General features: G+C 68.5%; 15 protein-coding genes and 2 riboswitches. Of the genes, 7 read left to right on the forward strand and 8 right to left on the reverse strand.

The window, feature by feature from the left end:
• The first annotated feature begins 26 nt into the window (after positions 1-26).
• Together E1261_RS07875 and E1261_RS07880 are read left to right on the forward strand one after the other, a co-directional pair.
• The gene (locus tag E1261_RS07875; protein WP_132404191.1) at positions 27-1328 is read left to right on the forward strand and encodes a lysine N(6)-hydroxylase/L-ornithine N(5)-oxygenase family protein; all 1302 of its coding nucleotides are present in this window, start codon (positions 27-29) and stop codon (positions 1326-1328) included.
• A gap of 98 nt (positions 1329-1426) precedes the next feature.
• Positions 1427-5188 carry a S8 family peptidase gene (locus E1261_RS07880; RefSeq protein WP_132404194.1) on the forward strand — a complete coding sequence of 1254 codons (3762 nt, stop codon included), beginning with the start codon at positions 1427-1429 and terminating at the stop codon, positions 5186-5188.
• Here E1261_RS07880 and E1261_RS07885 read toward each other — a convergent pair.
• Positions 5185-6438 carry a hypothetical protein gene (locus E1261_RS07885; protein ID WP_238176071.1) on the reverse strand — a complete coding sequence of 418 codons (1254 nt, stop codon included), beginning with the start codon at positions 6436-6438 and terminating at the stop codon, positions 5185-5187. The genes E1261_RS07880 and E1261_RS07885 overlap by 4 nt on opposite strands.
• 82 nt (positions 6439-6520) lie before the next feature.
• Positions 6521-6615, forward strand: a riboswitch (glycine riboswitch).
• Positions 6616-6726, forward strand: a riboswitch (glycine riboswitch).
• Positions 6727-6781: 55 nt separating this feature from the next.
• On the opposite strand from E1261_RS07885, the gene gcvT reads away from it, so the two are divergent.
• From gcvT to E1261_RS07905, 4 genes are all read left to right on the forward strand, one after another.
• A complete protein-coding gene (gene gcvT / locus E1261_RS07890) occupies positions 6782-7891 on the forward strand; it encodes a glycine cleavage system aminomethyltransferase GcvT (RefSeq protein WP_132404197.1) in 1110 nt (369 codons plus the stop codon).
• Entirely contained in the window at positions 7891-8265 is a 375-nt protein-coding gene (gene gcvH, locus E1261_RS07895) for a glycine cleavage system protein GcvH (protein WP_132404200.1), read from the forward strand. The genes gcvT and gcvH overlap by 1 nt, the downstream gene beginning before the upstream one ends.
• A 1-nt stretch (position 8266) precedes the next feature.
• Positions 8267-9529 carry a serine hydroxymethyltransferase gene (gene glyA, locus E1261_RS07900; RefSeq protein ID WP_132404203.1) on the forward strand — a complete coding sequence of 421 codons (1263 nt, stop codon included), beginning with the start codon at positions 8267-8269 and terminating at the stop codon, positions 9527-9529.
• Positions 9530-9667: 138 nt separating this feature from the next.
• Positions 9668-11608: a heparinase II/III domain-containing protein gene (locus E1261_RS07905; protein WP_132404206.1), complete on the forward strand. Its 1941-nt coding sequence runs from the start codon at positions 9668-9670 to the stop codon at positions 11606-11608.
• Between the two features lie 18 nt (positions 11609-11626).
• Here E1261_RS07905 and E1261_RS07910 read toward each other — a convergent pair whose 3' ends face one another.
• A complete protein-coding gene (locus E1261_RS07910) occupies positions 11627-11950 on the reverse strand; it encodes a plasmid stabilization protein (protein WP_132404209.1) in 324 nt (107 codons plus the stop codon).
• Between the two features lie 359 nt (positions 11951-12309).
• On the opposite strand from E1261_RS07910, the gene E1261_RS07915 reads away from it, so the two are divergent.
• A complete protein-coding gene (locus E1261_RS07915) occupies positions 12310-13188 on the forward strand; it encodes a DUF2797 domain-containing protein (RefSeq protein ID WP_202874463.1) in 879 nt (292 codons plus the stop codon).
• On the opposite strand, the gene E1261_RS07920 is transcribed toward E1261_RS07915, so the two are convergent.
• From E1261_RS07920 to E1261_RS07945, 6 genes are all read right to left on the reverse strand, one after another.
• Complete coding sequence (locus E1261_RS07920; protein WP_132404212.1) at positions 13165-15204, reverse strand: HelD family protein; 2040 nt, start codon at positions 15202-15204, stop codon at positions 13165-13167. The two genes, E1261_RS07915 and E1261_RS07920, sit on opposite strands and share 24 nt — an antisense overlap.
• 181 nt (positions 15205-15385) lie before the next feature.
• A complete protein-coding gene (locus tag E1261_RS07925; protein ID WP_132404215.1) occupies positions 15386-18163 on the reverse strand; it encodes an ATP-binding protein in 2778 nt (925 codons plus the stop codon).
• Between the two features lie 25 nt (positions 18164-18188).
• The gene (locus E1261_RS07930) at positions 18189-18683 is read right to left on the reverse strand and encodes a beta-class carbonic anhydrase (RefSeq protein ID WP_132404218.1); all 495 of its coding nucleotides are present in this window, start codon (positions 18681-18683) and stop codon (positions 18189-18191) included.
• Positions 18684-18767: 84 nt separating this feature from the next.
• The gene (locus E1261_RS07935; RefSeq protein ID WP_132404221.1) at positions 18768-20549 is read right to left on the reverse strand and encodes an ABC transporter ATP-binding protein; all 1782 of its coding nucleotides are present in this window, start codon (positions 20547-20549) and stop codon (positions 18768-18770) included.
• Positions 20542-22335, reverse strand: a complete 1794-nt coding sequence (locus tag E1261_RS07940) for an ABC transporter ATP-binding protein (RefSeq protein WP_238176072.1) — start codon at positions 22333-22335, stop codon at positions 20542-20544. The genes E1261_RS07935 and E1261_RS07940 overlap by 8 nt, the downstream gene beginning before the upstream one ends.
• 33 nt (positions 22336-22368) lie before the next feature.
• Positions 22369-22731 (reverse strand): hypothetical protein (locus E1261_RS07945; protein ID WP_132404224.1); only part of this gene is annotated, 363 nt, incomplete at its 5' end.

Here is a 22731-nt window from a genome sequence, read left to right on the forward strand (position 1 = left end):
AACAGCCAACGAGGAGGACCCGCCCTGTGGAAGGCTTCGAACTGATCGGGGTCGGTTTCGGCCCATCCAACCTCGCCCTGGCGATCGCTGCCGGGGAACTCGGCGCGGCGACCCCGCGGCAGCTGTTCCTGGAGCGGCAGCCACGGTTCGGCTGGCACCGCGGGATGCTGATCGAGGACGCGACCATGCAGGTCTCGTTCCTCAAGGATCTGGTCACCCTGCGCAACCCGGCCAGCCAGTTCACCTTTCTGAACTTCCTGCACCAGAGTGGCCGCCTGATCGACTTCATCAACAACAAGACGCTCTTCCCGCTCCGCGTCGAGTTCCACGACTACCTCGAGTGGGCCGCGGCCCAGGTCGAAGACGTCGTGCACTACGACCGGACCGTGGAGGCCGTTCGGCCGATCACGAACGATGGCGTCGTGGGCGAATTCGAGGTCACCTCGGTGTCTGCCGACGGCAGCCTCCGCGAGACGTACCGGACCCGCAACCTCATCCTCGGGACCGGCCTGTCGCCGCGGCTGCCCGAGGGTGTGACGGCGTCGGACCGGGTCTGGCACAACCGCGACCTGCTCGACCGCATCGATCAGCTCGGCGACGACGCCGCGCCGCGCCGGGTGGTCGTCGTCGGCGCCGGCCAGAGCGCGGCCGAGGTCACCGGCTTCCTGCACGAGCGGTTCCCGACCGCCGAGGTGTGCTCGGTGTTCTCGCGGTTCGGCTACAGCCCGGCCGACGACAGCCCGTTCGCGAACCGGGTGTTCGACCCGGCCGCGGTCGACGAGTTCTACTCGGCGCCGGAGGACGTGAAGCAGCAGCTTCTCGGCTATCACGCGAACACGAACTACTCGGTCGTCGACACCGAGGTCATCCAGGACCTGTACCGCCGCAGCTACCGCGAGCGCATCGTGGGCAAGGAGCGGTTGCGGTTCTTCAACGTCGCCCGGGTGATCGACCTGCACGACTCCCCCACCGGCGTCTCGCTCACGATCGAGTCGCTGAGCACCGGTCAGAAGACGCCGCTCGACGCGGACCTGGTCGTGTTCTGCACCGGCTACACCCCGGGCGACCCGACCGACCTGCTCGGTGACCTGGGTAGCGAGTGCCGGCGAGACCAGGCCGGGCGGGTGCGGATCGGCCGCGACTACCGCGTCGTCACGACTCCGACCGTCCGGGCCGGTATCTACCTGCAGGGTGGGGGCACCGAGCACAGCCACGGTCTGGCGTCGTCGCTGCTCTCGAACATCTCCGTGCGGGCCGGCGAGATTCTCGACTCGATCCGGCAGCAGCCGGTCGCGCCGCTCCGCAAGGCGGAGCACGCGGTCGCCTGAAGGGTCAGCCTTCCGGGCAACGACCAACCAACTCACCCCGCGCTGCGTCAGCCAACCGAAGCGGGAATGTCCCGTGGAACCGACTCGGGGGTTGGCGAATGCGATTCAGTAGATCGGTGGTGGCCTTGGCCGGGGCGGCCTTGCTCACCACAGCCGCTGGGGTGGCGGCGACCGCGAGTACGCGCGGCCTTGCGCAGGAGGCCGCGCGTACTCGGGTCGGAGCCGGGTGGCAGTCCGGCGCACAACCAGGAGACAGGCAGCGGGTCCTGACCTTGCTGACCGGTGACCGGGTCGCCGTGACTGCGCGGCCGGGGATGCCGGAGCAGGTGCGATTCCTGCCGACGGCGGGCAGTGGTTCGGCGGGGGCCACTGTTTCCCGCGCGAACGGCCACACCTTCGTCGTACCGTTCGCAGCGCGCACACCGATCGCCTCCGGGCGGGTGGACCGCCAACTCTTCGACATCACGACCCTGCTCGCGCAACTCGGCGACGACCAGGCTTCGGACCGAATCCCGGTCATCATCGAGTACGACGGCCCGCCACGCGAGGCGGCTGCCAAGGCGCAGCGTGCGCTGCCGGGGAGCGCGGACGGTACGGCGCTCACCTCGATCGGAGCGCGCGCCGAGTCGGTTCGCCGTACGACGGCCAATGAGTTCTGGCAGTCGCTGGCCGGCACCGGACTGCAGAAGCGGTCGGCCCAAGCCGTCCGCAAAGTCTCGCTGGACCGGAAGGTCGCACCGGCCCTCGACCGGAGCGTGCCACAGATCGGCACGCCTGCGGCATGGAAGCGCGGCCTGACCGGCAAGGGCATCAAGGTCGCCGTACTCGACACCGGGATCGATGCCACGCACCCGGATCTGAAAGGCAGAGTCCAGGCAGCCAAGGACTTCTCCGGCTCCGGGAACATCCTTGACCACGACGGGCACGGCACCCACGTCGCGGGCACGGTCGGCGGCAGCGGGGCCGGATCGAAGGGCAAGCACCGCGGCGTCGCACCGGAGGTCACCCTGCTCAACGGCAAGGTGATCGACGACGACGGCATGTCGTCGGAGTCCAAAGTCATCGCCGGGATGGAGTGGGCCGTTGCCCAAGGCGCCAAAGTCGTCAACCTCAGCCTGCACGCCGACGGGACCGACGGCACCTCTGCCCTCGCGCGTTCACTCGATGCCTTGAGCAAGAAGTCCGGCACCCTGTTCGTCGCCGCGGCCGGCAACGGTTGTGGCGGCCGGGGACTGATCCAGGCACCGGGCGCCGCCGAGCAGGCGCTGACCGTCGCCAACCTCGAGCGTGACGGCAGCCTGAACGAAAGCTCTTGCCTCGGACCGAACCCGGACCACACCGGCAAGCCGGATATCGCCGCGCCGGGCACCGACATCGTGTCGGCGCTCGCCGCTGGCAGCGAGGGCCAGCCGGTCGACAAGTACTACACGCCCATGACCGGTACGTCGATGGCCACACCTCACGTGGTTGGCGCGGCCGCACTGCTCGCCCAGCAGCACCGCGACTGGAAGGGTGACCGGCTCAAGGCCCGGTTGATCTCAACCGCCGATCCGCTGGGCAAGCAGCCGCTCGACGATGCCGGGACCGGCCGCGTCGATGCCGACCAGGCCACCGACAACAGCATTACGGTCGACACCGCCGAGCTGGAGATGGGTACCTACCTCTGGCCGCACCGGGCGCCGAAGCCCTTCAGCCAGGTGCTCACCTACCAGAACACGAGCACGACCGCCGTCACCCTCAACCTCACCGCGCCGCTCGACCCGGGTGCCACCGGCGCGGCACCGAAGCTCAGCACCACGAAGCTCGTCGTACCGGCCAAGGGCAAAGCCTCGGTCACGGTCTCGGCCGACCCCGGGCGGGGCAAGGTCGGCCGGCACACCGGACGCATCATTGCGACTCCGGCCAAGGGCGATCCGCTGTTCACGTCGTACGGGTGGTTCCTCGAGCCCGAGATGTACGACGTCACCGTGAAGGGGATTCTCGGCGACGGTACGCCGGCCGACAGCTTGCTGTTCGTCACCCGGCCCGACGGTGGACCCGTTGACACGTGGGAAGGCAACGGCGGACCGGACCTGATCAACGGGGTTGCGAAGATGCGGATCGCGCCCGGTGTCTACTCGATCGCGGGCACGTTCCTGCAGCCCGCCACGGCGACCACCGCCGACCGGTTGGTGATCGCGGCCCAGCCCGAGGTGCGGATCCGCAAGACGACCACGGTGACGCTGGATGCGCGCAAGGCGGTTCCGGTCAAGGTCGCCCTTGCTGGGAAGCATCAGCTCGTGCCTGCGGCATCCTCGATGGCCTACTACCGGCTGAATCGGTTCGGCAAGCTCAGCGGCTTCGAAGAGGTCGAGATCGACGATGCGCCGATCGAGCTGCGGGCCGTTCCGACGTCCGGTGTCACGGTCGGGAAGATGGAGTTCAGCGCGGCGAGCAGGCTCGAGACACCGGCGTACCGGCTGAAGCTCGGGACGAAGGAACTGCCGGTCGCGGAACTGACGGACGGGCCGCGCTTCGCCGGCACCAAACAGCTGACTGCCGTCAACGCGGGGACCGGTACGGCGGCCGACCTGAAGCGTGCCGTCGGCAAGCTGGCGGTGGTTGCGATGGACGGGATGCAGGCACAGGCGGAGATCGCGGAGGCGGCTCAGCGGGCCAAGGTCGGCGGGGTGCTGTTCTACGACCCGAACATCTCGGGGTTCGGTGTCGACAGCCTCTTCCTCGGCGACCGGACGCTGCGGATTCCGGTCCTGCAGACCTCGCGCGAGGTGGCCAAGACATTGCCCGGCAAGGTGGTTCGGATCGACGGGGCGCTTGGATCGCCGGAGGTGTTCGACCTGCTGAAGGCGTGGGCCGGCCGGGTTCCCGCTCGGCCGGTGCACCAGTACTGGAAGCCGCAGCTGGCACGGATCGCGGAGTCGTATGCGGTGCACAGCACGGCCACGCAACTGTGGGAGTCGAAGGTCGGGTACACGCCGCTCGGCGAGGCGCACGGGCTCAGCCCGCTCCCGCTCTCGATCGGTCCGTTCCGGCGGATCGCCTATGTGAGACCGGGCCAATGGGAGCAACGCGTCGACATCGGTTCGGCGGACACCAGCAGCCGGGGACGCTCGGGCGCACACCGGTACCGGACGGGCGAACGACGTACGGTCAACTGGCGTGGGCCGGTCGCGACCTCGGGGTTGCCGTCCAAGACCACAACCTGGCCGTCCGATATCGGCGTCCAGCGGACCGGCAAGAATCTGGTGATCGGGCTCGCGCCGTTCGTCACGGGTGCGACGCAGTACGAGGAGCCGGACGGCTTGTCCGACGGCACCTACGCCCTGTCGCTGAAGCGGGACGGGAAGGTCCTGGTCGAGGCGGACGAGCTGTCGCTCAACGGTCCGGTACCTGATGCCCCCGGCAACTATCAGCTGGCATTGGACGTGCAGCGGAGCCAGCCGTGGTGGAAGTACTCCACGCAGATCCGCAGCACCTGGGACTTCCGGTCCCGGGCCGGTGCCGCCGAGGCCATGCCGCTGATCCTCGCCGACGTCAACTTTCCCCAGGCAACCAGTCTGAACCAGGTCCGCGTCGGTACGGCGACGCCGCTCACCCTGTCGTTGCGCCACCAGACCGGCGCCCCGACCGCGCCGTTCACCGGCGTGAAGCTGCTGATGTCGTACGACGGACGCACGTGGACGCCGGTGCCGCTGCACAAGAAGACCGACAGTGTCTACACGGCGAGCCTCAACCATCCGGACGCCCAGGCAGGCAGCACGGTCAGCCTGAAACTCGACATCACCGATGCTGCCGGCGGCCGCCTACAGCAGGACATCACCAAGGCCTACGGCCTGACCAAGTGGAAGGGTGGAACCTAGGCCTGCGGGTACGGCGAGTCGTGCAGGCCTAGGTTCTTCCAGACGAAGCGCGGAATGCGGGCCAGGAAGTCGCGGAGGAACACGGAGCTGTGGGCGATCGTCTGGTGGTCGTGCCGGCCCGGTTCGAACCAGGCCCAGTTGCCGACGACCTGGAACGAGACCGGCCGGACCGCCATCAGGAACTCCATCTGGCGCGGGTGGATGACGTCGTACGCGAACTTGTGGTCCCGGGCGTGGATGGCGAACTGCTCGTTGAAGGCTTCGCTCTCGAAACTGATCCCGGCCCCGAAGCCGCGCCGGCTGACCTGGATCCAGGGCATCCCCACCGGCAGCTCGAAGCCGAGGATCGGCTCGCTGTGGTTCTCGGTCACCGTGCGCGTGGTCGTGCGGCCCTCGGAGTCGGTGGAGCTCTCGGTGCGGGTCGTCTTCCAGTGGTGCGTGAACGCGACGAACGGCGGACCGTCGCCGTCCCGGCCGCGGATCACGTCGCTCGTGCTGTGGTCGTGCCCGCTCCGGGTGGTCGGCGTACTGTGCAGAAGGCTGTCGTCCTGGCCGATCCACCACCAGTCCGGGTGCTGGTAGAAGGTCAGCCGCGGTTCACGCGGCGGCTGGATCCACCGATCCAGGGGCAGGGCGTCGATGGCCGTTGCGATCATGGCGACCTGGTCCAGCCACGGCGCCAGCAGCTCGGGATCCTTGCGCGGCGGATCCTGAATGACGAGCTGGTCGCCGTCGATGCTGAGGTTCACGCCCGGTTGACCACTCGCCAGCGTGAGCAGCGCAGTACACAGCTGCCCACTGAGCACCTCGGTCGCGAAGGCCGGATCCTGTACGCCGACCGTCCACCCCGCGCCGAGCTGCGGCGGCACCGGCACCATCGTCGCCGCCACCCCGGCCCGCGGCTGCGTCTGCCCGCCCGTGATCCACAACTCCGGCAGCCGCCGCGACAGCGTCACCATCCCGACCCAGCCCTTCCAGTACTCACTCCCGTACTCGATCACCTGGAACGGCCGGCCGGAGCTCGTCAGACCGACGATCTGGTCGTCCGGGTCACGCGTGAACCCCATCCCGAACGGCGGATTCGACAACCGCGCCACCGATTCGAAGGCCGGGCTGCCCACAAACGTCCAGCCCCGGTCCCGCAATGACTTCACATACCGCTGCCGGCGCACGAACAGTACGACGCCCACCGCCGTACCGGACACCAGCAGCAGGATCATGATCAGGCTGAAAAGCTGGCTTCCACTCACGGAGTCGAGCCAATCACATCGACGGGTCCCAGAGCGGCTGCCTGATGCTAGAGTCGGCGGCTCAACTGCATATCGCGCCGTTCGAATCGGGGCGGGAGAGTCCGGGCTCACCATGACCCGGCGCCGAAGGAGCAAATCTCCCCAGAATCTCTCAGGCCCACTGACCGTTCCGATGAGGCGAACTCTGGAAAGCCGGACCCTCGCGTAGCTGTGGGGAGTCCGCACCCACGGTGCAAACCGCCTCACCCGGCGGCGAAGCTCTCAGGTACAGATGACAGAGCGGGGAGGTCACCCAGCAGTGGCACCGCGTCCGCGGTGCCTGACCGAGGGAGCCTCCCGACTCATGTCTTTGACACGCGCGACTCCGCTGGCCGCGGAGCATCAGCAACTTGGTGCGTCGTTCACCGATTTCGCCGGCTGGACCATGCCGGTTCGCTACACCTCCGATATCGCGGAGCACAACGCTGTCCGGACCACGGCCGGGCTGTTCGACCTGTCGCACATGGGTGAGCTCGAGGTGGTCGGCGCCTGTGCCGCCCGGGCACTCGACCACAGCCTGGTCGGGACGCCGTCGAAGATCGGTCTCGGGCGCGCGCGGTACTCGATGCTGTGCGCCGAGGACGGCGGCGTCATCGACGACCTGGTCGTCTACCGGCTCGCCGACGACCACTTCCTGATCGTCGCGAACGCCAGCAACACCGCCGTCGTACGGGACGAACTCAAGCAGCGGATCGCAGGCTATGAGACCGAGCTCCGGGACACCACTGACGACTGGGCGCTGATCGCCGTTCAGGGTCCGGTCTCCGCGCAGATCGTGGCCCCGCTGACCTACACCGATCTAACCGATCTCAAGTACTACGAGATCACCGAAACAAAGCTTGCCAACAGCAACGTCCTGCTCGCCCGCACCGGGTACACCGGCGAGGACGGGTTCGAGATCTACTGCCGGCCGGCCGACGCCTCGCAGATCTGGGCCGAGCTGCTCCGCGTCGGAACGCCGTACGGGCTCAAGCCGTGTGGGCTGGCCTGCCGGGACACGCTGCGGCTCGAGGCCGGGATGCCGCTCTACGGCAACGAACTCAGCCGTGAGCTGACGCCGTTCGAGGCCGGGCTCGGCCGGGTCGTTGCGTTCGGCAAAGAAGAGGACTTCGTCGGCCGCGAGGCACTCGCCCGCCGCCGCGACGAAGGTGCCCAGCGGGTACTCGTCGGGCTCACCTCATCCGCTCGCCGCTCACCGCGCAGCGGGTACGCCGTTCTGGATCCGGCGACCGGCCGTGAGGTCGGCACCGTGACGAGTGGCGCACCGTCGCCGACGCTCGGCCACCCCATCGCGATGGCGTACGTCGAGGGGATCTACCAAGAGCCGGGCACCCGGCTGCAGGTCGACATCCGCGGTACCCACGATGACGTAGTTGTGGTCCCCCTCCCCTTCTACCGCCGCCAGGAGTCCTGATGAGCGTCCCCACTGAACTGCACTACACCGCCGACCACGAGTGGATCGCGCTCGACGGCGAGCTGGCGACCGTTGGGATCACCGCCTTCGCTGGTGAGGCCCTCGGGGACGTCGTGTACGTCGACCTGCCGGCAGTCGGCACCGCCATCAGCACCGGCGACGCCTGCGGTGAGATCGAGTCGACGAAGTCGGTCAGCGATCTGTTCGCTCCGGTCGACGGCGAGGTCGTCGAACTCAACGAGGCCGTCGTGGCCGATCCCGGTCTGCTGAACACCGACCCGTACCAGGCCGGCTGGTTGCTGCGGGTCAAGGTCACCGGCCCCACCAAGCTGCTGGACGCCGCCGCCTACGAGGCACTGATCGGAGGCGAGTGAGATGAGCACCCTCGATCAGAGCCTGGCCGAGTTCGACCCCGAGATCCACGCCGCCGTGACGGCCGAGCTAGGGCGTCAGCGCAACACCCTCGAGCTCATCGCCAGCGAGAACTTCGCTCCGCTCGCGGTGATGGAGGCGCAGGGTTCCGTCCTCACCAACAAGTACGCCGAGGGCTACCCCGGCCGCCGGTACTACGGCGGCTGTGAGCACGTCGACGTGGTCGAGCAGTTGGCCATCGACCGGGTGAAGGCACTGTTCGGTGCCGGCTTCGCCAACGTCCAGCCGCACTCCGGCGCCCAGGCGAACGCGGCCACCATGTTCGCGCTGCTCGATCCGGGCGACACGATCCTCGGCCTCGACCTCGCGCACGGCGGTCATCTCACCCACGGCATGCGCCTCAACTACAGCGGCAAGCTGTACGACGTCGTCGCGTACCACGTCCGTGACACCGACTTCGTGGTCGACATGGCCGAGGTCGAGCGGCTGGCGATCGAGCACCGGCCGAAGCTGATCGTGGCCGGCTGGTCGGCGTACCCGCTGCACCTCGACTTCGCCGAGTTCCGGCGGATCGCCGATCTGGTCGGGGCGTATCTGATGGTCGACATGGCGCACTTCGCCGGCCTCGTCGCCGCCGGGCTGCACCCGAACCCGGTCCCGCACGCCGACGTCGTCACGACGACGACCCACAAGACCCTCGGCGGTCCGCGCGGTGGTGTCATCCTCACCAACCGCGCCGACCTGGCGAAGAAGTTCAACTCGGCGGTCTTCCCCGGCCAGCAGGGCGGTCCGCTGGAACACGTGATCGCGGCCAAGGCGGTCGGGTTCAAGCTGGCGGCCTCCGACGAGTTCCGCGACCGGCAACGCCGTACTCTCGACGGCGCGCAGGCGATCGCCGCGCGGTTGTCGGCCGACGACGTCCGGGCGGCCGGGATCTCGGTCCTCACCGGCGGCACCCAGGTGCACCTGGTGCTGGTCGACCTGCGGCACTCCGAGCTCGACGGGCAGCAGGCCGAGGACCGGTTGCATTCGGTCGGCCTGACCGTGAACCGGAACGCCGTACCGTTCGATCCGCGGCCGCCGATGGTCTCGTCCGGGCTGCGGATCGGTACGCCGGCGCTGGCCGCTCGCGGTTTCGGTCCGGCCGAGTTCGCGGAGGTCGCGGACATCATCGCGACGGCACTCGTCGACGATTCGGTGCTCGATGGTCTGCGCGATCGGGTCGAACTTCTCACCACGAAGTTCCCGCTGTATCCGGAGCTCTGACTCCCCCAGCCCTTAAGAGAAAACTTGGCTCCGCTTCGGTGCTTTATGCAACGGTTCGCCCTGGCTCAGGCGTTAGTGCCTACATAGGGTCCTGACCGGAAGTACCGGGGTGTGGGCCGGGGGCTGGGGTGGCTTGGGGTGGCTGAACACAAGGGTGAGCTGCGCCGAAGACTGGGAAACACGGTCGCGCTGGTCGCGGTCTGCGTCCTGATCTGCGGTATCGCGTTCGCAGGGGCGATCGTCTTCCTGATGCCCGGTGAGAAAGGGCAGATCGACCAAGTCGGTACGGCGTCGCCGGATCGCCCGGTCACCCAGCCGGTCGCCGCGCCACTGCCCGTCAAGCCGCCCGGAACGAAGCCCAGCACGAAGCCGGCCGCCAAGGGGTACCCGTGCCAGGGGTACAGCGGTCTGCAGAAGAAGATCCCGCTGAAGATGGTGCTTGAGGACACGTTTGCGTGGGGCAACAACCCGCCGTACAAGGCCGGGAACGGGTCCGGCGACATCAAGTGGGAGTCGAACCCGTATCAGGACCCGAGCTGGCACCTGTGGTTGCACTCGCTGCGCTGGCTGGGCAACGGGATCGACCACCTGAAGGCTGGGAACGCCACGGCGCGGACGCACACGCTCGCCATCATCCAGGACTGGGTAAAGGACAACCCGTTCCCCTGGAAGGGTGACGCCAGTGCGTCGGAGTCCACGATGCACCGGACCAACGTGCTGATCTGTGCCCGGCAGGCGTTGCTCACCGGGCTGCACGCGAAGAAGCTGCCGGCGCAGTACAAGTGGCTCGACGATGCGCTGCTCACGCATGCGCAGTTCATGATCGACCATTGGAGTGGCAGCCGGAACCACGGTACCGACGAGAGCATCGCGCTGTTCGGCGTCGGCTGCACCTTCGGCCGCGACGACCTGATGAAGAAGGCCGTCACGCGGCTCAACGAGGGTGTCGTCCAGTCGATCGACCGCGAGGGCACGACGAACGAGCAGTCCGTCGGCTACGCCGGCTTCAACTACCGGCTGTGGGGCAGGGCGGCCGCGGTGGTCCGGGCCTGTGGGATCGATCCGGGCCCGGAGATCGACGCCCGGCGGAAGCTCCTGGCGGAGTGGATGGCGCTCGCCACCAAGCCGAACGGCGAGCTGTTCCAGATCGGCAACAGCACCCGGGAGAAGGTCGTCAGCGTTCCCGGTACGCCGTGGGAGTTCGTCGCGACGAAGGGCAAGTCCGGGCCGCGGCCGGAGCACCGGACCGGGATCTACAAGGGCGGATTCATCTTCGGCCGGACCGGTTGGGGCGAGAAGCGGCCGTTCGACGAGGAATCGGCGTACAGCATCCGCTTCGGTCCCTCGAAGAAGTACCACGGCCACGACGACCACATGTCGATCAACTACAACTGGCACGGCCAGGACGTGCTGATCGATCCCGGGTACTACGGCTACAAGCAGGGCGACCTGCAGCAGTGGGCGCCGAGCCAGGCCGCGCACAACGTGATGACGATCCCGACCGCCACCGGCAAGCTGGTGCCGACACGGCTGGTGGGCTCGGTCAGTACGCCGAACTCGGACTACTACGAGCTGGCCGACAAGCCTGCCGAGGGTGTCAGCCGCAGCCGGGACATCCTGGTGCTGAAGGACCCGGACGTGGTGATCGCGCTCGACCGCGGCGAGTCGGGGAGCAACCAGCGGTACGAAACGCTGTGGCACCTGCCGCCCGGCCAGACCGTGACCGTGCAGTCGCCGACGACCGCGGTCGCGACCGGCGGCAAGATGCAGACGCACCTCTTCCAGATCCCGTTCGGTGCGACCAGCGGTACGACGACGGTCGAGCAGGGCAAGTCGAACCCGGCGCAGGGCTGGTACCTCCCGGACATCTTCAACGCCAAGCCGGCACCGGTCGTCAAGTTCACCCAGACCGGCCAGAACGCGCGCATCCTGTCCGTCATCGCGCCCGCCAACAACGGCGAGCAGGTCTCCTACAGCACCCGATCAGCCGGCACCAACTTCTTCGTCGACCTGACCGTCGGCACCCGGAAGGTCACCGTCAAGATCACCCCCGACGGCCGCCTGACCCGGATGAACTGAGAGGTCCGGAGCGCGCGGTCACCGGCCGACGGCGCGCTCCAGTTGGGTCTTGGTCATTTTTGAGCGGCCCTTGATGCCCTTGTCCTTGGCTTCGTTGTAGAGCTGCGCCTTGGTCCGCCCGCCGGGCCCCTGGTGCGAACGCAGTCCGCCGCGCCGGCCCGAAGAGATGTCGTGGGTAGAACTCCGGCTCGACTCCTTCGCCTCGCCGGACCGCGCGCGCTCCTTGTTCACCGTGCGCGCCGCGATCTCCTCCGCGACGTCCTCGCTGCGGCCGCTCTCCTTCAGCCCGGCCTTGATGTGCTGGTACTGCCGTTCCCGCTTCTTACTCGCCCCAGCAGGCATGATCCGACTCCTTTCGCCGCCGCCCGGTACCCAAAAACTTCGTCAAGACACCGCGGGGCCGCCAACTTGCCGTCCCGGTCTCACGTCATGAAGTCGTACGGGGAACGTCTCATGACCACGGAAGGCGGTCGAGCGAGCGGATGGGGTGTTTCGGATGAGCCACGACGGCGGTGGATCGGCACAGCGGGTGGCAGTTGATCTCTGCCGGTTCGCGTGGGCTGTTGGCGGGAAGTCGCACGTCTGCCGCCAAGGCAGTGGTCACGCGTTACCGCACAAATGCGGGTACTGCGGGCTCGTGCAGCACGCGGGATCGGAGAAGGTGCACTGACTGTCGGTGGCGCCGTCTAGAGTCAGCGCCCATGAGCGAACCCTTCCGCGTGGCCGGTCTGGTCTGGAACGACGGCCTCCCGCAGCTGGAGTGGTCCGCCTCGAACCCACGAACCCCGCTGCGCCTGGGTGACGAGATCGCCTTCGCGACCGGGGCCGACCGCCAGTGCATCGGCATCTGGCGCAACGGCAAGCGCCTCGGCTGCCCGACCAGGACCCCGCTCGCAGCCAGCGTCCATGGGCCGCTCTGTCCGGAATGCCAGACAATGGATCGTTCGTACTCGATCGCCGCTGACACCCGCCTCGACGATCCTCGTGAGTTCGCCGTCTATCTCGCCCATCACGGCAGCCGCGTGAAGATCGGCATCACCGCCGCCGACCGCGGGCCGGCCCGTCTCCTCGAGCAGGGCGCGCTCAGCTCCGCCTTCCTGTCCAGCGGCACCCTAGCCGCGGCCCGCCGGGTCGAGCGGCTCTTCACCTCCGCCTTCGGCGTGACCGACCGGGTCGCCTCGACCGTCAAACGCACGGCCCGCCTGAGCCCGCCCAGTGCTGCCGAGCGCGCCGACGACCTGCAGGCTCTCGCCAAGAACGTCCGCACTCTCGACTGGCCCGACGGGCAGACCCTTCGCACGCTCGACGTCATCGACCACACCCCGACGTACGGGCTTCCCGCCGACGGCATCCGGCCCGCTCACGCGCTGACCGCGCTCACGCCGTACGCGGTGATCTCCGGCCGCATCACCTGCCAGATCGCCCGCGATCTCTACCTCGACACCCCGGACGGCCTCGTCCTCGCCGACACTCAACTGCTGTCCGGCTGGCCGCTCAGCCCGGTCGATCCGGGCACAGCCTTCAGCGCGGTCACCGAGGCGATCGCCGTACCGGTGCTACCGCAGGACTCCCTGTTCTAGCGCCTCCGGGAGCGGTTCGGAGTGCACGAGCTGCAGCCGACTCACGGCTCGGGTCAGTACGACGTACAGGCGCTGCAATCCACGCGGTTCCGCGGCGACAATCCGCGCTGGCTCGGCCACCACCACGGTGTCGAACTCCAGACCCTTCGCCAGCGTCGCCGGGACGCAGACCAGACGCGTCGCCTCCATCGAGTCCTCCGACTCCCCCAGCAGCCCAGCCTCCAGGCCCGCGCCCACCAGCTCGGCCTGCAGCGCCCCGATCTGATCGTCGGCCGCGATCAACGCCACCGACCCCTCACCGGCCAGCGCTGTCCGGCACGCCTCGACCACCGCGTCGGCCAGCGACTCTTCTCCAGTCCGTACGACGGCCAGCGCGTCCGCGACCGTCCGGACTCCCGTCGGTACGCCGAGGGTCGGAGCAATGACCGGCAGCAGCCGAGCCGCGAACTTGATGATCTGCTCCGGCACCCGGAACCCTCGCTCCAGCTCCACCACCAGACCGTCCGACTTGTCCAGGTGACCGAGCACCCGGTCCCACGCCCCGGCAGCCCACGGCGTGGTCGCCTGCGCGACATCCCCGAGCACGGTCGCCGAACCGGTCCGGCACCGACGCCCGAGCGCGCGCAACTGCATGGCCGACAGGTCCTGCGCCTCGTCGAGCACGAGGTGCCCGAGCGAACCGGCCCGCCGCTCGACGAGGTCATCAAGCTCATCCAGCAACACCGCATCGGCCGGCGACCACTTCGCCGACTTCCAGGACCGCGCCGGCTTCGCCCACAGCAGCGCAGCCTGCTCATCGGCCGTCAGATCGTCGCCCGCGACCTCCGCCAGGAAGTCGGCATCGGACAGGATCTTGTGCAGCACCTGCTCCGGAACCAGCTTCGGCCAGACTGAATTCACCAGCGACTGCACGGGCTTCGACCGCGCCACCGCGTTCTGCACACGGTCGTCGGGCGAGTCCCCACGCTGTTCCATCAGGACCAGTACGGCGTGGGCCAGCCGCTGCGCGAGCGCGTTCCGCCCGGCGGCGTACCCGGTCGATCCGCGCAGGGCCGCGACGATCTCCTGCGCCTCGTAGTCGTGCACCCGGAACCGCTGCGCGCCCTTGCTGTACAGGATCCCCTCCGTCGGCGTACCGATGAAGGACCACAACGCCCGCACCAGTACGGCGGACATCCGCTCGTTGCCCTTGATCCGCGCAGTCTCCGGACCGTCGATCGCCTCCGTCGGGTGCGTGATCAGCTCCTCGATGGTGATCTGCCGGACGTCGACCTCGCCCAGTGCCGGGAGGACCTTGCGGATGTAGGACAGGAACGAACGGTTCGGCCCGACGATCACGACACCACCGCGCCGGAGCCGCTCGCGCTCGGTGTAGAGCAGGTAGGCGACGCGGTGCAGCCCGACCGCGGTCTTCCCGGTACCGGGCGCACCCTGAACGCAGATCGACGGGTTCAGCGGCGCGCGGACCAGGTCGTCCTGCTCGGGCTGGATGGTGGCGACGATGTCGCGCATCGGGCCGGTACGCGGCCGCTCGATCTCGGCCCGCAGGAAGGCGTCGCCCTGATCGTGGGCTTCCGGCCCGATCATCGGCTCGTCCTCGAAGCCGGTCAGCTCCGCACTGTCGGAGAACCCGTACCGCCGGCGCAGCAGCACCTGCTGGCGATCGCTGTGCGTGGCCCGGTAGAACGGCACCGAGACCGGCGCCCGCCAGTCGATGACCATCGGCTCACCACTGCCGTCGTGCACATGCCGGCGGCCGATGTAGATCCGGTCGATCCCGTCGATCGTCCCGTGCTCGTAGTCGAGCCGGCCGAAGAAGAGCGGGACATCGGGCAGGTCCACCAGCGCCAGGGTCCGCTGCTCGTGCGCGCGCTGGTTGGCCTCGTTGGTGAACCGCTCGTCGTTGTCCTCACCCCCGAGCACGGGAATCTCACGGACCAGGACATCGGCGTGCATCCGCGCCAGCGCGGATTTAGCCTCGGCGAGAAAGGCTCGTTCGGAGTCGAGCTCGACCATCGTGGAATTGCCTCGTTTCGTGTGAAGGAGAACGGACAGATCGACGGGCGACCACCGAGGGTCCCGCCCCGGACTTGTCCGGTTCGATTCGATCCTTCACACAGTGCATTGCCACCCGGCTGTGCCATGGAAATTGGCAGACCGGCGACCTTACCAGCGCACCCCGTAGCGCACCACCGAATTAATTCAGCAGGCCCTCGCGGTGCGCGATCGCTGCGGCTTCGGTCCGCGAAGCAGCCCCGAGCTTCCGCAGCACGCGAGCCACATGGGTGGCCACGGTGTTGCCGGAGACGAAGAGCCTCCGCGCGATCTCGGCGTTCGACAACCCTTCGGCCAGCACCCGCAGCACCTCGAGCTCCCGGGCCGTCAGCCCGAACGCCCGCCCCGGCTGCGCACCGAGCCCGAGCCGATGACCCAGTACGGCGATCCGCGCGATCAGCGGCTCGGCCCGCAGCTCGCCGGCCAGCGCACGAGCCTCCGCAAGCGCCTCCCGCGCACGCTTTTCGTTGCGCCCGGCAAGTTCCGCCCGGGCCAGGCCGGTCAGCGCGGCCGCGAGTTCGTACCGGTCACCGAGCTGCCGCCACGCCTCGACCGCTCGCCGCCAGGCCACCGGCGTCTCCTGTTCGATCGCCTCGACCGAGCAGAGCATCGCGGCCGGCATGGCTCGTTGATACGCCCCCGCCGGTACCGCCTTCCACACGGTCTGCACGGCGGCCAGGTCACCCGCCTCGGCCAGGGCGAGCAGAAACCACACGGCGTCATAGTTGCGCCAGTCCCGGCACTCGATCCCTTGCGCGACGAGCCGCCGTACGGCGTCGCGATCGCTCTGCCCCATCGCAGTGGTGAGCCGGACGCTCAGCATCATCGCCGCGAACGGCTGGGAGTGTCCGCTTGTGGCGTCGATCAGTCGCTGCGCATGCTCGAATCGCCCCTGCCGGACAGCGATCAGGGCGGCCACGTAGTGCAGGGAGGCCAGAAAGCGAGGCGGCGGTCCGTCGGCCAACGCATCGTCGATGACGTCGAGTGCCTCGTCCCAGCGCCCGAGCCGGAACAACGCGTACGAGCGATTCTGCGCCAGCATGCTGCCGCGGGACCGGGCCAAGCCCCACTCCTCGGCCAGCCGCTGGGCCGCAGCGCCGACCTCGACCGCCTCCTCGAACCGGCCGTCGACCGTCAGGACGATGCACTTCCACTGCTCGGCGGTCAGGTACAGCGCATGGTCGCCGGCCCGCAACGCCAGCTCCCCACACCGGACGTACTTCGCGATCGCCGCCTCGCCCTCTCCCTCCGCGTCGTCGACGTAGGCAGCAGACACCAAGGCGGCGGCCCGGAGCCCGTCGTGGTCGAGCCGGTCGGCCAACGCGTAGGCCTCGTCAACGACCAGGCGGCCAGGTTCGATGTTGTCCTCGACGCACAACAGGAAGCCCAGCCAGGCCAGCAACCGGCACCTCAACAGGTCGTCGGCCCCTGGCGGCACCAGCGCGACCGCTCGCTGCACGCTGTCGATGCCGGTTTCACCGAGCCGGTTCCGCAACAAGCCTTGCAGGCCGAGGACCCTCGCCACCCGCATCGGCTCACGCTCGACGTCCAGTTCGGCCAGCGCCTCGATCGACCGCTGAACACCCCACTCGGCCCGGCCCGCCGCATTGGCAACCTCGATGCCAGCCGTCAGCACGTCCGCCCGGCTCACGCCGGTCAGCTGCTCCGGATCGTCGACCTTCGGCCACAGGTTCAGGACCTTGTCGAGCAGATTCAGCTGATCGTCGTACGCGAACTGCCGTCCAGCCACCGCAGCTGCCCGCCAGGCCGCAGCCAGCGCCCGCCCGAGCTCCCCAGCGGCCTCCCAGTGCTCAGCCAACGCGGCCGCCTGGTAGTCGCCGTCAGTATCCCGAGTGTCGATCGCGGTCGCGTACCGGCGGTGCAGACGGCGTCGCTCGCCGGGCAGAAGCGCGCCGTACACAGCCTCTCTGATCAGGTCATGCCGGACGGCATACACCGAGTCCCGTACGACGACTTGGTGCCGCTCGACCAGTTCGCGCAACGCCTCGTCACTCGGCCGTTCTAGAACGCCAGCCAGGATCACGTCCGGCACCTCTGCGCCGGCCACCGCAATCGCCGCCAGCAGGTGCCGGGCGTCTGCCGACAGGTCTGCAACCCGATCCAGCAACAGGTCGCTCAGCCCGCCACCGGCTGCAGACCCGCTGGATTTCAACGCCTCGACGAACAGCGGGTTCCCGTCGCTGCGCCGGTGGATCTCGCTCGCCAGGACCGGATCGACCGGACGTCCTTCGATCGCGGCCAGCAGGGCCGCCACTTCGCGCCGCTCGAGCGCCGCGAGTTCAACCCGTACGACGTCCGCTCGCCGACCCAGCTCGCCCAGCAACTGCCGGGTCGGGTGACCGGGCGTGAGCTCGCCGGACCGGATCGTCCCGACCAGCAGGATCGGCCGATCGGCCAGGTTCCGTGCCAGGTAGGCGAAGAGCTCGCGGCTCGACACGTCCGCCCATTGCAGATCCTCGATCACCAGCACCACGGGCTGATCCCCCGCCGCCCGGCCGAGCAGAGTCAGCAGCTCCTCGAACAACCGCACCGGCCCACCATCGACTCGGGCCAGCCCGAGTTCCGGCCACCAATCGGCGAGCGCCGTACCGTCCGCAGGAAGCTCCGCCCGCAACCGATCCGCACCCCAGGCCCGCAGCAGGTCGCGCATCACCGCGACGAACGGCAGCCACGGCGTCCCGCCGGACCCCAACTCAAGACACCCGCCCCGCAGCACCAGCGGCCCAACTGCCAGCCGGCCGACCGCGGTCGTCACCAGCCGGGACTTCCCGATCCCGGCCTCCCCGGTGACGACCACCGTGGTCGACTCACCGGCCCGAACCTGGTTGTACGCCGCCTCGATCGCGGCAAGCTCGGCCGTCCGGCCAACGAGGACAGGGCTGATGACTGGCGACGGCATGCGGCCATATTCGCATCTGAGCCGCTCAGTCGGTGATCTCCCGGAGCGAGCCCTTGGCGACGTCGTACACGAAGCCACGGACCGAGGTCTTCACGGGGATGAACGGGTCGGCGGTGATCCGGGCGATCGACTGCCGGACGTCGGCGTCCACGTCCGGGAAGGCCTCAGCCGACCAGTCCGGCTTGAGACCGGTCTCGGCCTGGATACTCGCCTTGAACTCGTCGTCGGTGAAGGTCAGCATGCCGCAGTCGGTGTGGTGGATCAGGATGATCTCCTGGGTGCCGAGCAGCCGCTGACTGATCGCCAGACTGCGGCGTTCATCGGCAGTGATCACGCCGCCGGCATTCCGGATCACGTGCGCATCGCCCTCGGACAGGCCGAGCAGGCCGTACGGGTTCAGGCGAGCGTCCATACATGCGACGACGGCCACCCGCTTGGCAGGCGGCAGGGGCAGCTCGCCTTTGTCGAAGTTCTCGGTATAGCGCTCGGCGTTCGCCAGCAGCTCGTCGGTCACACTCATCGGTACCCTCCAGGTAACTTGAGTAAGTTGACTCAAACACTAGCTTTTCAGCGTCGTTCCGGGACGCCGTCCCACAGGATGGACTCAGCGGTAGGCGCGGGCTTGTAGCTCGAACAGCTCCGCGTAGCGGCCGCCCGCCACGACCAACTCCTCGTGGCTGCCGACCTCCTCGATCCGTCCTTCGTGCAGGACCACGATCAGGTCGGCCATCCGCACGGTCGAGAACCTGTGCGAGACCAGCACGGTGATCCCGCCGGTCTCGCTTCCCGCGATCCGGGCGGCTTCGGCGTACTGCTCGAACAGCCGATGCTCGGCCTCCGGGTCGAGCGCCGCCGTCGGCTCGTCGAGCAGCAACAGCAACGGTCTCTCCCGCATGAACGCCCGCGCCAGCGCGAGTCGCTGCCACTGCCCACCGGACAGCTCGGCCCCACCCTCGAACTTCTTCCCCAGCTGGTTGTCCAGCCCGTTCGGCAGGCCGGCGATCACCGACTCGGCATCACCCCGTACGACGGCCGCCCGGACCGCGTCCTCGTCGTCCAGCCGCCCGAGATCGCCGATCCCGACCACCTCGCGGGCCAGGAACTCGAACTTCACGAAGTCCTGGAACCCGGCCGACATCCGGGACCGCCAGGCCTCCGGATCGACCTCGGACAGAGCCTCCCCGTCGATCAGGATCTGCCCGGTGGTCGGGTCGTACATCCGGGCCAGCAACTTCACCAGCGTGGTCTTGCCGGCGCCGTTCTCCCCCACCAGCGCGACGGCCGAGCCTGCCGGGATCTTCAGCGTCACGTCGCTCAGCACGGGCGACTCGCTACCGGGATACGCGAATCCGACGTTCTGCAGCTCGATTCCTGAGGTGAGTTTGGCCGGGGCGGGCGTCGTACTGGCTTGCCAGGAGTTGTCCTTCGCGTACTGCCGCAGCCAGTCGTAGCGGCTGAAGCTGCGGACGACTTCACCGACCCAGTAGATGTTCTGCGCGATGCCGCCGGTCATCTGATCGACCTGCGGTGCCAGCAGGAGCACCAGTACGACGTCGCCCGCCGAGGCCTGGCCGTTGCGGGCCCGCGCGATCACCCAGACGATCGCCGCGGCGTAGACCAGCGCGAACCCGAGGCGCACCGCGCCGTCAACCTTCCCACTCCACTTCGCCGCCGCGACCTGCAACTTGAACCGCTCGGCCTGCAACGCCGAGATCCGCTCGATCAAGACCTTGCCCAACCCGAACACTCGCAGCTCGAGCGCCGTCCGCGGGTCCTTCGCCACCTCGATCAGCCGATCCGCCAGCCGCTCGTGCGGCAGCGAATCCTCATAGGCCTTCTCCTCCCGCATGCTCCCCTTGTACGCCGACCAGATCCGCGACGTACCGAGTAGCGGCAGCAGCAACAGCAGCGGGTGGACCGAGCCCAGCAGGGTGAGCACTGTGACCGTGTTCGTCACCGTGCCGAACAGCCACAACAGCACCTCGGAGCCGACGCCCATCCGCCAGGCCCGCTCCCTCACGAGCTCCAGCCGGTCAGCCACATCGGGCCGCTCGTGGTGGGTCAGGCCTGGAATCCCGGTCGTCACGTCCAGCAAATCGGCGTGCACGCGACCGGCCATCCGCTCCTCGGCCGTCTGCTGCACCGGCCAGCCGACCACGTCGGCGATGAACGAAACCGCCAGACCACCGATGATGATTGCCACGCCGACCGCGATCGTGTTCGACCCGTCTCCGCTGAGACCTTCGACCAGCAGGCTGATGCCATAGGTCTGGGCCGGTGCCGTCACCGCCCGCGCCGCGACCAGCACGGTCGAGATCGCCATCAGCACCGGCGCCGCCCGGAACGACGTGGCCAGCCACAGCCGGCCGATCCGCAGGCTACGCATCGGTCACGTACCGCTCGGCCTGCAACCGGAACATCTTGGCGTAGGTCCCCTCTGCCGCGAGCAGTTGCTCGTGCGTTCCGTCTTCGATGATGTGTCCGTCGGCGAGCACACAGATCCGGTCCGCGTTCCGGACGACCGAGAACCGGTGCGAGATGATCAGCGACGCCACTCCGGAGGTCAGCTCGAGATACCGCTCCACCAGCTCGATCTCTGCCTGTACGTCGAGCGCAGCGGCCGGCTCGTCCAGCACGAGCACTCCGGCGCCGGCATGGACGGCGAACAACGCCCGGGCCAGCGCAACCCGCTGCCACTCGCCACCGGACAGATCGACACCGCCCTCAAACGCCTTGTCCAGCACGGTTTCCCAGCCCTTCGGCAGCCCGCCGACCAGGTCCTTGATGCCGGACTCCCGTGCTGCCTGGGCGAGAGCGGCCTGGTCGCCGGCCCGCTCGATCGCCCCGAACTCCACGTTGTCCGTCACCGGCAGCGGGAAGCGCAGAAAGTCCTGCACGATGGCCGCGATCCGCCGCTGCCACGCGCCCAGGTCGAGCTCCGCGAGATCGACCCCGTCGATGAGGATCCGCCCACTGGTCGGCCGGTACGCGCCGCCGAGCAGCTTCACCAGCGTCGACTTCCCGGCGCCGTTGATCCCGACCAGCGCCAGCGCTTCCCGCGCGTGGATCGTCAGGTCGAGATCCCGCAGCACGTAGTTGTCCGAGCCTGGATAGTGGAAGCTCACCTTCTCGAACCGGATCTCCCGCGCAGGCATCGTCTCTGTTTTGTGCTGCCCGGTGACTGCCGGCTCCGGGTGACGGGTGGCGATCGTGTCCGGCAACGCCACCATCGCCCGGTACGCCGAGAGTCCGCGCCGCAGCTGGACGACGCCGTACCCGCTGCCGGAGACACCGATCGCGAGGATCGCCGGGACTGCCGTTGCGACCTGTGCCAGTGGCAAGTCACCGGCGAGCGCGGCGCGGCCGACGAGCAGGATCGCGAACCCGTCGGCGAGCAGCCGGACCAGGCCCATCGCGATCGACCAGACGACGTTCTTGCCGCGCCTCGCCCACACCGCCCGGAATCCGGCCGTCCATTCCTGGACGTAGCGGTTGACCACCCACTGATGCAGCCCGAAGACCCGCAGCTCCTTCGGGGCGTCCTTCATTCCGAGGTCGAAGACGTAGTTGGCGCGGCGCTGCTCCTCGGTGTTGCCCCACCACATGTCGATCTCGCCCTCGATCATCCGGCCCTGATGCCACTCCAGGACCAGCGTCACCGCGACCAGCATCGCGGCGACCAGCCAGGAGAACATCAGCCCGACGATCACAGCCGATCCGATCATGGTGATCCGCGCGGCGAGCAACCACGGCAGCTGCGACATGCCCTGGGAAAGGTGGAAACCACCCTTACCCTTCGCCCGCTCCTGGACGTCGAGAACCTCACCGTCCTCGAGATGCTCGATCCGCTGCGGCCGGAGCAGCGGCTCGGTGATCCCGATCCCGATCTCGCGAACGACCGCCGCCTCCAGCAGCGTCGCCGCCACCCGACGCAACGCCGGCGCCAGACTCTCGAGCACGAACACGAACAGCATCGCCGCCAGCAGCCACCCGAACGCCCACAACGACATCGCCCCAGCCGACCCCGCAACCACTCCCGGCACCGCCCCGATCACCTGCCCCGTAAGCAGCGTGACCGCCATCCCCAACACTGCCCCGAACACGGCCAGCCCTACCGTCAACGCCGTACTCCCCGGCGCGACGCGCATCCCGTATCTCAGCAGAGTCAACACCCTGCAGACCGTAACCGCCCTAACCGACAGAAATCACTCGAATAACTCGCCCCGCCGCATCTCAAGCAGATCAGCAAGCTTGATCGACTCGCCATCACGCCCGCCCTGCCCCACAACCAGCGGCGGATCCGAAGCCAGCACCCGTACGCCGGTCACTCGCGCAGCCAAGCTCGCGGTCGTCCCGAGAATGTAGAAGTTCGCCTCGGTATCAACCCCGACCGACCGATTCTTCCGCAAGTACCACCCACTGATCCCCGTGCGATAACTCGTCCCCGACCCAATCACCTGCGCCCGCAACGCCTCCGGCGCCACCCCACGCTCCCGCAACTCCCCCACAAACGCGACCAGCAACTCCCGAGCCTCCGCCGACTCAGCAGCCCGCCGCCGCTCCAAAGC

It is taken from the genome of Kribbella albertanoniae, from assembly GCF_004348455.1.
In the GTDB taxonomy this organism is placed as follows: Bacteria; Actinomycetota; Actinomycetes; order Propionibacteriales; family Kribbellaceae; genus Kribbella; species Kribbella albertanoniae.

Excerpts from the sequence above, each read along its gene's own strand:
- E1261_RS07880 (WP_132404194.1), top strand. The coding sequence starts at position 1,427 with ATGCGATTCAGTAGATCGGTGGTGGCCTTGGCCGGGGCGGCCTTGCTC.
- gcvT (WP_132404197.1), top strand. The coding sequence starts at position 6,782 with ATGTCTTTGACACGCGCGACTCCGCTGGCCGCGGAGCATCAGCAACTT.
- gcvH (WP_132404200.1), top strand. The coding sequence starts at position 7,891 with ATGAGCGTCCCCACTGAACTGCACTACACCGCCGACCACGAGTGGATC.
- glyA (WP_132404203.1), top strand. The coding sequence starts at position 8,267 with ATGAGCACCCTCGATCAGAGCCTGGCCGAGTTCGACCCCGAGATCCAC.
- E1261_RS07910 (WP_132404209.1), bottom strand. The coding sequence starts at position 11,950 with ATGCCTGCTGGGGCGAGTAAGAAGCGGGAACGGCAGTACCAGCACATC.
- E1261_RS07915 (WP_202874463.1), top strand. The coding sequence starts at position 12,310 with ATGAGCGAACCCTTCCGCGTGGCCGGTCTGGTCTGGAACGACGGCCTC.
- E1261_RS07920 (WP_132404212.1), bottom strand. The coding sequence starts at position 15,204 with ATGGTCGAGCTCGACTCCGAACGAGCCTTTCTCGCCGAGGCTAAATCC.
- E1261_RS07925 (WP_132404215.1), bottom strand. The coding sequence starts at position 18,163 with ATGCCGTCGCCAGTCATCAGCCCTGTCCTCGTTGGCCGGACGGCCGAG.
- E1261_RS07930 (WP_132404218.1), bottom strand. The coding sequence starts at position 18,683 with ATGAGTGTGACCGACGAGCTGCTGGCGAACGCCGAGCGCTATACCGAG.
- E1261_RS07935 (WP_132404221.1), bottom strand. The coding sequence starts at position 20,549 with ATGCGTAGCCTGCGGATCGGCCGGCTGTGGCTGGCCACGTCGTTCCGG.